Source organism: Kosakonia sp. H7A, from assembly GCF_003028445.1.
In the GTDB taxonomy this organism is placed as follows: domain Bacteria; phylum Pseudomonadota; class Gammaproteobacteria; order Enterobacterales; family Enterobacteriaceae; genus Kosakonia; species Kosakonia radicincitans.
Genome location: NZ_PYTZ01000002.1, coordinates 717072 through 730459, shown reverse-complemented (window position 1 = coordinate 730459; position 13388 = coordinate 717072). Strand labels below are relative to the sequence as shown.

Sequence of the window (13388 nt, the reverse complement as noted above, 5' to 3'; positions counted from 1 at the left end):
TCGCTACACACGAGACACTCTTATGCTACACAAATGTAACATTGTAATTGCCGGAGAGTAACATGCCGACACGCGTAGACACTTTGCCAACAACCCGTTCCGGTCTGCCTTGCCAGTTGCAGGATTCCTGGCAACGTAGCCTTAACTATGGGCTGACACGGGATGATGACGCCCAGCCCTGGGTGGCTAACGCGATGCTGAAAGATGCGCGTGCGGAAAATGGCTGGGTGAAACACCTGGTTGCTCCTTTACTGGCGCGGCTGCGGCCGGAGCTGAACAAACACCCGTCGATTATGGTGATGTCCGACGCGACCGGGCTGGTGCTGGAAACGCACGGCAACAGCGATTTTCTGCACAAAGCGCAGCGCTATGCGTTGTCGCCCGGCAATCTGTGGGGTGAACATGCGCGCGGCACCAACGCTATCGGCACTGCGCTGGCGCTCCAGCAACATTGTGAAGTGGCTGGCGGCGAACACTATCTGAGCCGTAACGCCGGGTTGTTCTGCTCGGCCGCGCCGGTGTTTCGCCCCGACGGCCAGGTTGCCGGAGTGCTGGATCTCTCCACTCCGGCAATGACGCCGCGCCATGATGCGGCCGCATTGATCCGCCGCACGGTATGCCAGATAGAACACGCCTGGGCCACCAGCGCTCTGGGCGCTAATCGCTGGTTATTAAGCCTGCATCATGATGAAAAAATCCTCGGCACCGCGCAGGAGTTACTGCTGATTTTTGACGATCGCACGCTGCTCGGCGCCAATAAACTGGCGATGGATGCGTTCGCCCTGACCAGCGGTCATTTTGGCGCACTTGAGCTGGATGCGCTGTTTCCCGGTCTTGAGCTACGCGCCGGTGAAACAGTGCTGGAAACCGGTAATCATCAACGTTTCTATGCCCGCCAGACGCTGCCAGCCCGCCGTTTTAGCGGACGCGGCAGCGCGCAGCAGACAGAACAGCACGGTATCGAAAAAGAGAAAGCGCTGCGCATTGTGAATGCCGGGATTGCGTTGTGCATTACCGGTGAAACCGGCTCTGGCAAAGAGTATCTGGCACGCGAGTTGTACAGCCGCAGCCAGTGGCATGCGGGCAATTTCGTCGCCATCAACTGTGCCGCGTTACCCGAACATCTGATTGAATCAGAGCTGTTTGGCTATGTTCCCGGTGCCTTTACCGGTGCCAGCCCGAAAGGCTATATCGGCAAATGCCGCGAAGCGGATGGCGGCGTGCTGTTTCTTGATGAAATCGGCGATATGCCGCTGGCGCTGCAAACCCGCCTGCTGCGCGTGTTGCAGGAGAAAAAAGTGACGCCGCTGGGTGCCAATAGCAGTTGGGATGTGAATTTTGCTTTGATCTGCGCAACACATCAGGATCTGGCCGCGCGGGTGCAGGCAGGCACGTTTCGCGAGGATCTGCTGTATCGCATTCAGGAGTTTCACCTGCGCATTCCGCCGCTGCGTGAATGGCAGCATAGAGAGGGATTTATCCACAAATTGTGGCACGAACTGGGTGCCGCCAGCCGTGGGTTGACGTTAAGCGATGAGGTGGTGAACACGCTCGCGCACCGGCCGTGGCCGGGCAATGTGCGTCAGTTGTTGAGCCAGCTACGGGTATTAATGGCGCTGGCAGAAGATGGCGATCAGATTAGGCTTACCGATCTGCCCGGCGAAATCCACGCCGTGCCAGCGCCGCAACGGCCCAACGACGAACAGAGCGCCATTGCGCAAGCGCAGGGAAATATGAGCCTTGCGGCGAAAAAACTCGGTATTTCGCGCAGTACGCTGTATCGACGGCTGGCAAAATAGTATGGCCAAAATAGCCATACTATTCAGTTAGTTATTCTACCGCCGTCGCCTTGATCCACTCGGCAAATTTGCTCACGCGGGTGAACTGCTCAGCCGGGGCAATTAAGCTACGGGAAACCAGGCCCACGACATAGCGGTTGCCGTTGTAATCGGCATACAGCGGGCCGCCGGAATCACCGCCCGCCGTGCCGCTACCTGCGCAGACATGGAAAGCCGGATCCTGGTTGGTCGCCGGGTAGCCCGCCGGAACGTCGGTGCACATCTTATCCGGCAGAGCGACCAGCGTTTTTTTATTCAGCACATTCGGGCGCACGCCATTTGCATTATCGCCAAAACCCACTGCCGTCAGCGGAATATTGGTCAGTGCAGCAGGCGGATCCTGCTCCGGGTTTAAACCGGCCAGCCTGGCGAAGTTGCTGCTGTTCGCCGCACGGGACAGCTTAATCAGCGCAAGATCGTTTTTCGCCGTACCGCCAAGCGTGGTCGTGTCATAGTCAGGATGAACAATCACTTTCTCGATGGAAACCTGGTCTTTCTTCACCAGCGGGGTGTAGCTTTCCATCCCGACCATGATACTCGCCGTGCTGGTATCAAAATGCGAAACACAGTGCGCCGCCGTAACCGCCCAGCGGGAGTTAACCAGCACGCCGCCGCAGACATGACCCGCTACCGTCGTACCTTTGCTGATGGTAATAAAATCAGGGAATTCACCGGCTATTGCCGTCGATCCGTTGACGATACGCGCAGCAGCCTCGCTGGCGGCAGCCGTTTGCATGGTCGCCATCGGCACGATAAACGCCGCCGCTAATGCAGCGGCAATCAGTTTTGCTTTCACTATTAAATCTCCAGGATAAAAAGCCGCGCCAGCTTCCGTAATTCCATCAGCGCGATCAATTGAAATCATTCAGTGTAAAATGCCTGCTTATTCCCGAATAAAAATAAACAAAGAAAAACACAGTCCGGGGAATATATAAATCAACAATCCTTCTGTAAATACAGACAGTTTTCTTATTTGCGGGAATATTCTCTAGCCAGAATATTTTTAGGCATTGTGCATGATGCACAGCTTAACAGAAAGAGACTTCGGACGTGTGGTTGTCGGCAGGATAAACCGGTATGTAATCAGTGGGATGAAAAGCAAAAAAAAGCCGTACTGACTGGATGAATAACGTCAGTACGGCAAGTTAAAAAATGCAGGTACTAAACTGTGCATATTCTCAAAGAGAAAGACAAAGATAGGCACGGGATGAAATATACTCAGTGACCAGTTCAAAGTAAATAAAGACATTTTTCCTTCTATCCTGGAATATTCCACATAGTTATTCTCAGGACTGTCCACGATAATGTTTATAATTGAGCTGATATTTTTCAAGACGTAATCCCAGCGCGCGCCGTGTCATATTCAGATAGCTGGCTGCGCGCGAGACATTGCCCTGAAATTTCACCAGCGCTTCAGTGATCAGATCGTATTCCACCCGCGCCAGGCGCGCTTCCAGCCCTTCCTGCTCCGTCAGATGGTCGATAATCGGTTGCAGATGAATGGGCAGATGATAACTGTGAATAAACCCCTCATCCGCCAGCAATACCGCCCGTTCCATCACATTTTCCAGCTCGCGCACATTGCCCGGCCACGTATAGTTGAGCAGCATATTCAACGCCGGGGTAGCGATGGTCGGCACGTCTACGCCCTGCTCGCTGGCAAAGCGGGCGTTAAAATGATCGGCAAGGATCAAAATGTCGCTGCCCCTTTCGCGCAACGGCGGAATGGTGACGGGAAAGACATTTAAGCGATAGTAGAGATCCTCACGAAAAGTGCCCTGCTCCACCATTTCACTCAAATCCCGGTGCGTTGCCGCAAGAATGCGCACATTGACGCTCAGGGTTTCATTGCTGCCTACCCGCTCGAAACTGCGCTCCTGAATCACCCGCAACAATTTGGATTGCGCAGATAACGATAACTCCCCCACTTCATCAAGAAACAACGTCCCGCCATCCGCTTCTTCAAACCGCCCGGCGCGCCGGGAGATGGCACCGGTAAATGCGCCCTTTTCGTGGCCGAATAGTTCGCTTTCAATCACACTCTCCGGCAGCGACGCGCAGTTAAAACGGATAAATGGCCCGCCCGCGCAGTGGCTGTTCTGGTGAATGGCGGTGGCAACACGTTCTTTACCGACGCCGCTTTCACCGAGGATCAACACGGTAGTGCGCGCATGGCTGACTTTCTCAATCAGCCGGTAAACCTGCTGCATGGTGCGGGAGTTGCCAATAATATTGGCCGGTTTGAATTTTTCTCCGCCGTGCAGCGCCGTGTGCGTCTGCACTATTTTCTGCTGCGCGCGCTCAAGCAGATGCAGCTCCACGGCCTGCGCAATAATGGCGGCAATCACCCGTAACACTTCAAGATCGAGAAAACGGAGCTGCGCGTTGTGATAAACCCGCTCAATGCCGATGGTGCCCATCACTTTCAGCCCGCGAATAATTGGCACGCAGATAAAAGAGTGTTGTCCGTCACGCTGGCGATCCCAACTGCCGGTGCGGTTTAAAAACAGCGGATCGTCAGCAATGTGCGGCACGATAATCGGCTGACGTGTTTCAATCACTTTGCCGGTGATCCCCTCGCCCGGCGCATAAACGCCCTTTTCAGCCTCTTCCGGCGACAAACCATAACTTTCATGAATAAAAATTTGATCGCAACTGGCGTCATACAAGGTGATCATCGCCCGTTGCACCTGTAAATGTTTTTGCATCAACTCCAGCACCAGCTTTAGCGTGCTGGCTAAACTGCCACCTGCGCTGACCACTTTGCTCACTTCAGAGAGCAGCGGCATCAGTTCAGAGCGGCACTCACCCAACCGGCAACTGAATGACAGCGCACCTGTCAGCACCGGCGACAACGTGTTTGTAGCAACGGCGTTTTTTTCATGGCGCATGATGCATCTCCCGGTAACTCCCCCTGAACAGGCCCGCAGGCAAACAGTGCAAAATCAACGCCAGCACAAGATGGTATAGTTCACATGCAATCTATTGATTATTCAGGCCAAAAAAAACACACATACCGCCATGCCTGCAAAAAGTGTTCCCCGGCGAACACTTTTGTCGCGTTACCGACATCAGGACGCCGTTTTTGTCACCACCACCCGTAGGTTGCCATCGTCCAGCGGCGTGCTGTGATACAGAAGGTGGTAGTCCGCAAGGCGAACAAACCATTTCGGCACATGGTCACACCGCAGTTCCAGCCGCGTGAACTCTGCGCGAGCGAGCAACGGTACCAGCAGCAACTTCGCAGTATGCGTGTCATCAGCTCCGGCCTGTCGCGCGGCGATCAGATCGACATAAAATTCGCCGGGTTCAGCGCCAGAACGGACAAACGCCTGCGGCGGCAGCGTCACCGCTTCCGGCTCCATGGGCTGCCGCGCAATGGTGTCCAGCGCCGGTTCCGGCGCGCCCGTACACTGCCACAAAGTCAACCCGAGCCCATCGAACCAGGCGCGCGGCGCACCCTGCACCTCGCGCGTAACGAAATGGCGGCAGGCAGGTAGCTGCGCCAGCATCGCCAGCGTCCGTTCACGAAAAGCTTCAAGCGATGTACAGGACGACAAATCGAACGCAATTTGTTGCGCAATCTGCCAGCGTCCGCAATCACGAGAAAACAGTGTCACTGTGCCAGGCACGGTGAGCGGCGCCACCTGACCTTGCGGGTCGAGAAAAACCGCAATATTCATCTTTCCTCCGGACTAATAGCCGTGTTGTTTCCCCTTCATCGAAGTAATGTCAATGCGGATAACCTGGGTGGCTTTCAGATTGGCGGCGGGAAAGTGGAACGTTTTATCGCTGAAACGCGCCATCAGGCGGTGCAGCATGGTGACCTTTTCCGTCTCGTCGTCAACAAAATGGGTTTTACCGACGCCTATCACCGTGCGGTGACGCGCCTCAAAGTTGCAGGCCAGGTCATCTTCGATGATGCCGCCGTATTCAGACACCGCAAAGCAGATGTTGGCGTTTTGCCGCATGATGTCGATTTTGCTCCCGGCGCGTGCCGAGTGAAACCACAGCGCCGTGCCATCCCAGACATAAAACACCGGCAGCAGAAATGGCATATCCGCGCTGGCCAGCGCGATATACATCACCCTTCCAGCCTGCAAAATTGCATCCAGCGCCTTAGGTTCAGTCAGTTCACGCTCATCGCGACGCATCTCGCCGTGCGGGTGCATTAGTGTCTGCTGGCTCATGATTTTTCCTCCTGCAGGCGTCGTTGTTCACTGGCAATCAGCGCATCCAGCGACTGGCAAACGCTGAGAATGCGTTCTTTGTCGTGCTCATCCGGTGTCCCGTGGTGATAGTCATCCACCGAGCAGATGCCGAAAATGCTGTCCAGCGACAAAATGCCGTCGCGCAGGGAGTCGCTAAACACGCTCTTTTGCGCGGCGCTCGCCAGCAGACTGCGGTAGTTATGGTTAAAGGGCATATCGCCGTGCAAGGAGCAGAGCGCAATCAGATAGCACTCAACAGCAATGGCCGCGACGTTAAATACCAGGCTGGCGGAACGGTTTTGCGCCGCCAGCAGACTGGCGCGGCGATGGTAACCTTTCGCATAGTCATAACAGCGGACAAAACGCTGTTCATCGGTCTCAAACAGGAGTTGCGCCATGGTTTTCTCCAGCCGGGGCAAACCCCGGCGTTCAGGTCAGGTATTACCAGACATTGAGGATCCACTCTTTATTTTTCTTGTATTCCATATCGGTAAACAGCGTGTTTGCCATCTGCTCCGCCAGCCAGATAGCACCAGCGTAACCCACCACCGGATGGCGATAGTGCCCGGCGCGGTCGTAGGTGGGAAAGCCCACGCGCACCATCGGGATCTGGTTATCAATGGCGGTAAAACGCCCTTTCGAGTGACCGAGAATCAGATCCAGCTCCAGCTCACCTTCAGTAATGCGTTTTTCCATCTCCCACAGGTCGGCGTTGGTGACAATCTCCATCTTGTACGTCACCTGTTGCTGCAACGCCTGAATGCGCGGGTCATCGGCATAGGTGGCGTTATCATCACCCAGCAACAGCAGCACCGGTTTCATCTCCAGATCGAGGCAAAATTCCGCCAGCCCCACCACCAGATCCGGGTTGCCGTAGATCGCCACCTTTTTATCGGCGAGGAACATATGAACCAGATCGGTCAGCGCATCGAGGGCAATGCCGCGTTCACGCACCAGTGATTCAGGGATAGGTTTACCGGTGAGCGTTTTCAGGTTGTGCAGGAAAGTATCGGTGTTGCGAATACCAATTGGCGTCGGGCCAATCAGCGCCGGGACGTCAAACTTCTCTTCCAGATAACGCGCCGCTTTCGCCCCTTCGTAGCGGTTAAGCGCAATCGTGGCGCTGGCGTTCGCCGTACCGGTAAGATCGGCAATGGTGGTGTTGCCGTGTGAAACGGTATTGCCGGACGGCATCAGCGGCGAGTCAAAGGCTTCGATTTCAAACAGCACCGTGGCATCAATCGACATCTCATCCAGCAGATGTTTTAACACTGTCACGTCGCCGGGGTTCACCCAGCCGGTGATGAGGTTGATCTTGCCGTTCGGCTCGCTTTTACGGGCGAAATACTTAACGATATCGCGCACCGCCACGTCATAGCCGCTGATCATACTGCCGACAAAACTCGGCGTGTGAATCGGGATCAGATGCACTTCGCGCCCGGCGTATTTCTCTTGCAGCAGGCCATTGTTGAGCTTACGCACCACACCATCGACATCATCACCAATGACCTCTGTCGAACAGGTGGTGATAATCGGGATCACTTTGACATGCGGGTAACGCATCAGCAGCACATCTACCGCCTGTTCCACGCGATCCAGCGCGCCAAATACCGCGCCATCTTCATGCACCGAGGAAGAGGCAATCTCAAAGCTCTCTTTCAGATGCTGGGAGATCAGCAGACGCACGAACATCACGCATCCCTGCCCGCCATGCACAATACCAATACAATCTTTAATGCCGATGCTGACATACTGCGCCCCGGCGGGCTGGCAGGTAAAAATCGGGTTGATTACCCCGGTGCGATCTTTCGCTTTTAATTCACAAGACATGCTCACCCCCTTCAGTAACGCTGGTCGGTCAGTTCGGCATTCAGCGAACCGGTGATGGTCAGATAATCCAGCCGCTGGTGCAGCGCCTCAAGCAATGCGCCGATTTCCGCTGTCTTCATGCTTTGTAGCCAGCTAAAGCGGGTTCGGTACGCATCGGCCAGCACCACGGCGTCGGCCCAGTAACAACGGTCAGCAGGGTTTGCCAGCTCGACCTCCTCGCCACATAACAACTGGCGGGTTTTCCCCAGCACGCCCGCGTTCTGCTTCTCACGATCCCAGGTGCGGGAGTGAAACTGCCACAGACAGTGCTTCATGATGTAATCCACCATCAGCTCTACTTGTTCATCCTGCGTCATACGGCCTCCTGACGGCGGGCGGCATCGGCGGAAAAATCCGGGTATTCGCGCTGGCGCAACTTGCTGACGCTGTCGAAGCCACCGCTGTATTCGCGCAGTTCGCTGTTATTGCGTATCGCATCATCAAGCCCGGCATCCGACAGCATGCGGGCGGTGGCGAAGCCCTGGCCAACCGGAATCGCCTGCTGGCTGATATCGAGCTGCGCCAGTTGATGGATCGGTGAATAGATCGCGTTGTAAATATCGCGGGCGAAGCGTACCCAGCCTTCAAAACCTTTGTACGGCCCGTTGTGATACGCATGGGCGTTGAGGTATGGCACGCGGATTTTTTTCGCCACTTCGCCGGGACGTTTACCGGTGAAAATGACATCCGGCTTCAGTTTGTACATCGCCTCCAGCGACTCCAGTTCATTGGGATCGTCAATAGCCAGCGCGCCGGGTTCGCAGCGGGCGATGCCTTTTTCCATGTCGCCCTGATGACCAAACTTGGTGTAGACCGACACCACTTCCACGCCCATCTCAGCGTGGATCACATGCGCCCAGTGCCAGAGTTTCGAGCCACCCGGCCACAGGCACACTTTCTTGCCTTTCAGCCGCGCTTTGTACCAGTCCAGTTCCGGTTTCCAGCGGGCAATCTCTTCATCAATAATCGCCTGCGCCCGATCTTCAATACCGAAAAACAAACCGATTTTGCGCAGTGATTCGGCGAGCGGCCCGAAGCCAAAACCGTCGATGTCGAGACGCGGAATGCCGTAACGCACCCGCAATTCGTTGCAGATGTATTCCGCCGAACGTGCGCACTCCAGCACATTCAGATGGGCTTTATGCATCGCCCGCAGGTCGTCATAGGAGCCGTTGCCGGTAAAAGTCGACAGCACCTGAATCCCCATACGTTTGAAATAATCGACCATCACTTCCTGGTCACCCTGAATGTTATATTCGCCAACATAGTTGATGACATAATCGCTGGTGATCGTCGGTTCGACCGTACCGACTTTTTGGTTTATCCATGCGATATTAATCTTATGGTGCCCGCCCGACTGGCTTGGGCCGGCAAATCCCGGCGAGTTACAGACGAAAATATCCACTTCCGGACGCTCATCCATCACTTCCTGCGCAATGGCGGCAATATCATCACCGATTAATGCCGAAGCGCAGGTTTGATAAATGGTCATCCGTTTAATATCTGGATGAGCGTCAAATGCTTCAATGATATTGTTCTTGAGGACTTTCTCAGCACCAAAAACAATATGCTTCTCTTTCATATCGGTCGCGAAGGTATATTTAAGCTGGAAGTTATCGTTATCGCTGATATAACGTTTTGTCTGCCAGGTGTCGTACGTACAACCGACCGGGCCGTGGCTAATATGAATCACGTCTTTCATCGGCGTGCCGATAACATGTTTGGCACCACAATAGGCGCAACCGCGTTCGGAAATCGTTCCCGGAATGGTATTTAAATACCCCAGCGGCAGTGCGGAGGTGATATCTTCATCCGCCCCTTTAACGACGGCATGCTGTTTACGCTCGGGAATGCATTTACTGCAATCAAACTCATGATACGGCATAGTTAATCCCCCTTCCGGGAATGACTGTAAAATAACCGGACGAATTAATCGCTCAGACCATATTTAACGACCATCTTTTCCAGCTGATCCATGGTCAGCGGATGGGGGATCACCAGGTCGGTATTTTCAATGATCTTGCGTCCCAGTTCGCGATACTCCTGCGCCTGGTTAGCTTCCGGGTCAAATTCGGTGACGGTTTTCTTGTTGAATTCCGCTTTCTGTACGATGTTGTCCCGCGGCACAAAGTGGATCATTTTTGTGCCGATCGCTGCGGTAAACTCTTCGAGAAACTCTTTTTCACCGTCCACATTACGGCTGTTACAGATAATGCCGCCGAGACGGACGCCGCTCTGTTTGGCATATTTCACCAGGCCTTTACAGATATTATTTGCCGCATAAATTGCCATCATTTCCCCGGAAGCAACGATATAAACTTCCTGTGCCTTACCGTCGCGGATGGGCATAGCGAAACCGCCACAAACCACATCGCCGAGTACATCAAAAAAGATAAAATCAAGATCGTCTGCGTAGGCTTTATTATCCTCCATCAGATCGATGGCAGTAATTACCCCACGGCCAGCGCATCCTACGCCTGGCTCCGGGCCACCGGATTCAACGCAGCGGATATTAAAGACGCCAGTTTTTACCACCATATCATTGGTTATTTTCTCGGCCCCCTGATCGCGCAGAACATCCATTAATGTCTCTTGCGGTTTACCGCCAAGAATAAGACGCGTGGAGTCGGCTTTCGGATCGCAGCCATGAATAAACACTTTTTTACCGTGGAACCAGGCCAGAGCCGCCGCCGTATTTTGCGTGGTGGTCGACTTGCCGATCCCGCCCTTGCCATAAATAGCCAGCTTACGTGTCATGATATTTCCTCTTGATGAACAACATTGCGAAAGTGTGTTTGCAAACAGGCAGGAGGAAATTGCAAAGCGGAGGCCAGATTATCGCCAGCGACAAAAAAATCGGGTTATTAACTGAAAGTATTACGCTTATTTATTTTTCGCCCGGGTGACGGGCGAAATATCGGCGGGAGAGAGTGTTCCGCTGTGAACTTTCCCGCCAGTAAAACGTTCGCGGAAGTGAAATTCAGCTAGCCTGCGAGCGGTGTTAACCAGCGGCTAATCACCTGCGAAAGCGCGCGGGCCAGCGCCGGGCTGTATTGCGCGGCTTGCTCGCGAAGCTGGCGCGGATCGATACCGGCATGACTCAGTTCACTGGCGTGCCCCACCAGCCAGCCTTCAAGCCCGATGGCGCTCACCTCCGGATGAAACTGCAACGCCAGCGCATGCGGCGCATAGAGAAAAGCCTGGTTATCGCAGACCGCGCTGCGTGCCAGGTGGCTCGCCCCTTGCGGGATGGCAAACCGGTCGCCGTGCCAGTGCAGTACCGGCAGATCCGCCAGCGGTGCCAGCAAATCGCTGTGCTCCCCGGGGGTGAGAGTCAGCGGCGAATAGCCAATTTCCGTTACGCCCATTGGCGCAACCTCCGCCTCCAGCGCACGCGCCATGAGTTGCGCGCCGAGACAAATACCGAGCACCGGTTTGCCGTGCGCCAGCCGCTCACGAATATGGCGCAGCTCTTCGCTGAGAAACGGATAAATCGCTTGCTGATACGCGCCGATCGGACCGCCCAGCACCACCAGCAGATCGGCGGCCTGGGGATCAAGATGAGCAAATGACTCAACCGGGGTGTCGATATAGCGGCATTCATAACCGAGAGAATGCAGCGTATCGGCCAGCGTGCCTAAATCTTCAAAGGGGACATGACGGAAAGCGACGGCCGTTTTCATTACAACTCCTTACAGGTTAAAGGCGGGAAGAAAACCATCGTCAGCCGGAAGCACCAGGATTGTCAATGCGGATGGTGTTGCTATTGATGAAGGAAAAACGCAATAGCGGTCGCGTTTTTTATTTTTTATACGCTATTTTTTGTGATCAACTTCAAACAAAAAACATATAACGTACAGAAACGCAAAAAGAATCGGCTTTGTTATGCAAATGCACATTGTCTGTCCCTGGTGATACTCCTAATCTTTGCCTGATGAATAATGATCGGTAAAAACATTGTCACACTGACGGAGTAAATAAATAGCATAAGACGTTTCTGCAATGTTAATAGTGAATGCACTTCAGTAACACCTGCTGGAATGAATTCATATTGACATTTTTAGATTTCATTTAAGTTTAAGGTGGTTTCTCATGAGTCAAGTTAATAATCTTGAGGGCGTCCTTCACGCCAAAAAAACGAATGTCAGATGGCATATCGTTATTATCCTCTTTATTATTACTGCAGTGAGCGTCGGTGACCGTTCGACGCTGGCGATTGCCGGTAAAGATATGTCTGCCGCGCTTGGCATTAACCCCGGCCAGATGGGTTGGGTATTCTCCGCATTCGCCTGGGCCTACTGCCTGGCGCAGATTCCTGGTGGCTGGCTGCTTGACCGTTTTGGGTCGAAAAAAGTTTATCTTTGCGGCCTTTGCATGTGGTCAATTTTCACGCTACTGCAAGGCTGTGTGGAGATTTTCCACGGCTTCGGCGCAATTATTTGCTTTACCATTTTGCTGTTTCTTGTCGGTTTGTTTGAAGCGCCGGTGATGCCAGGCAACAGCCGTTTTGTTGCGGCCTGGTTCCCGTCAAAGGAGCGCGCCACCGCCGCAGCAATATTTAACTCCGCGCAATATTTCGCCACGGCTATTTTCGCACCAATTATGGGCTGGCTGACGCTCAATTATGGCTGGCAATCTATTTTTATCTTTATGGGTACACTGGGGATCGTTATTACTTTTGCCGCGGCGAAAGTGGTACATAATCCATTAAATCATCCGCGTGTTAATAGCGAAGAAATTGAGTACATTCGCCAGGGCGGCGCGCTGGTGGATATGGATCAGAGCAAAGTTAAAACCGGCCCGACATTTGACTTTAGTGCATTTAAACAATTAATCACCAACCGCATGTTACTCGGCGTCTATCTGGGCCAGTACTGCATTAACGTATTAACCTTCTTCTTTATTACCTGGTTTCCGCTCTATCTGGCGATGGAAAAAGGGCTGGATATCAAAACCGTCGGCTTTATCGCCGCGATCCCGGCTATTTGCGGCTTCCTCGGCGGCCTGACCGGCGGCGTGATCTCTGACCGTATTCTGCGTATCACCAAATCACTGTCGATTGCCCGTAAAACGCCCATCGTACTCGGCATGCTGCTCTCCATGGTGATGGTGTTCTGTAACTATGTGGACTCGATTTACCTGGTGGTTTTCTTTATGTCACTGGCTTTCCTCGGGAAAGGCATTGGCGCGTTGGGCTGGGCGGTGATGTCTGATACCGCGCCAAAAGAGATGGCTGGCGTGGCGGGCGGTTTCTTTAACCTGTGCGGTAACTTCGCCGGGATTATCTCGCCGGTGGTGATTGGCTACATCGTAAAAGCGACCGGCCATTTTGAGTGGGCGCTGGTGTTCGTGGCCGTCCATGCGCTGATTGCTATTTTCAGCTTCGTGGTGATTGTCGGTCCTATTAAGCGTATCGAACTGAACAACGCGAAAGCGCAGTAAGCTGCGCGAAAAAAAAGCCCCTCGCAAG

General features: G+C 53.8%; 12 protein-coding genes. 2 read left to right on the top strand and 10 right to left on the bottom strand.

The annotated features are described in order from the left end of the window. Window positions 1-62 precede the first annotated feature (62 nt). Window positions 63-1799 carry a sigma-54-dependent Fis family transcriptional regulator gene (locus CWM66_RS11460; RefSeq protein ID WP_107146671.1) on the top strand — a complete coding sequence of 579 codons (1737 nt, stop codon included), beginning with the start codon at window positions 63-65 and terminating at the stop codon, window positions 1797-1799. Between the two features lie 31 nt (window positions 1800-1830). Here CWM66_RS11460 and CWM66_RS11455 read toward each other — a convergent pair whose 3' ends face one another. From CWM66_RS11455 to CWM66_RS11410, 10 genes are all read right to left on the bottom strand, one after another. Next, window positions 1831-2634, bottom strand: a complete 804-nt coding sequence (locus CWM66_RS11455) for a trypsin-like serine protease (RefSeq protein ID WP_158262945.1) — start codon at window positions 2632-2634, stop codon at window positions 1831-1833. A 490-nt stretch (window positions 2635-3124) separates the two neighbouring features. Next, entirely contained in the window at window positions 3125-4729 is a 1605-nt protein-coding gene (locus CWM66_RS11450) for a sigma-54-dependent Fis family transcriptional regulator (RefSeq protein WP_081850759.1), read from the bottom strand. A 180-nt stretch (window positions 4730-4909) separates the two neighbouring features. Then, a complete protein-coding gene (locus tag CWM66_RS11445; protein WP_071920935.1) occupies window positions 4910-5521 on the bottom strand; it encodes a Fe-only nitrogenase accessory AnfO family protein in 612 nt (203 codons plus the stop codon). Between the two features lie 12 nt (window positions 5522-5533). Further along, complete coding sequence (locus tag CWM66_RS11440) at window positions 5534-6028, bottom strand: pyridoxamine 5'-phosphate oxidase family protein (protein ID WP_035888621.1); 495 nt, start codon at window positions 6026-6028, stop codon at window positions 5534-5536. Beyond that, window positions 6025-6447 carry a hypothetical protein gene (locus CWM66_RS11435; RefSeq protein ID WP_035888623.1) on the bottom strand — a complete coding sequence of 141 codons (423 nt, stop codon included), beginning with the start codon at window positions 6445-6447 and terminating at the stop codon, window positions 6025-6027. The genes CWM66_RS11440 and CWM66_RS11435 overlap by 4 nt, the downstream gene beginning before the upstream one ends. Window positions 6448-6490: 43 nt before the next feature. Beyond that, complete coding sequence (anfK, locus tag CWM66_RS11430; RefSeq protein ID WP_107146670.1) at window positions 6491-7879, bottom strand: Fe-only nitrogenase subunit beta; 1389 nt, start codon at window positions 7877-7879, stop codon at window positions 6491-6493. Window positions 7880-7890: 11 nt separating this feature from the next. Continuing rightward, window positions 7891-8235, bottom strand: coding sequence for a Fe-only nitrogenase subunit delta (gene anfG, locus CWM66_RS11425; RefSeq protein ID WP_007371727.1), 345 nt, complete (start codon window positions 8233-8235; stop codon window positions 7891-7893). Beyond that, complete coding sequence (anfD, locus tag CWM66_RS11420) at window positions 8232-9803, bottom strand: nitrogenase iron-iron protein, alpha chain (protein WP_107146669.1); 1572 nt, start codon at window positions 9801-9803, stop codon at window positions 8232-8234. Before anfD ends, anfG begins: the two co-directional genes overlap by 4 nt. A gap of 44 nt (window positions 9804-9847) precedes the next feature. After that, window positions 9848-10675, bottom strand: a complete 828-nt coding sequence (gene nifH, locus CWM66_RS11415; RefSeq protein WP_035888626.1) for a nitrogenase iron protein — start codon at window positions 10673-10675, stop codon at window positions 9848-9850. Window positions 10676-10902: 227 nt separating this feature from the next. Next, on the bottom strand, window positions 10903-11601 hold the full coding sequence (locus tag CWM66_RS11410) for a glutamine amidotransferase (protein ID WP_007371723.1): 699 nt from the start codon (window positions 11599-11601) through the stop codon (window positions 10903-10905). A 409-nt stretch (window positions 11602-12010) separates the two neighbouring features. On the opposite strand from CWM66_RS11410, the gene CWM66_RS11405 reads away from it, so the two are divergent. Beyond that, the gene (locus CWM66_RS11405; protein ID WP_035887374.1) at window positions 12011-13360 is read left to right on the top strand and encodes an MFS transporter; all 1350 of its coding nucleotides are present in this window, start codon (window positions 12011-12013) and stop codon (window positions 13358-13360) included. The last annotated feature ends 28 nt before the right edge of the window (window positions 13361-13388 follow it).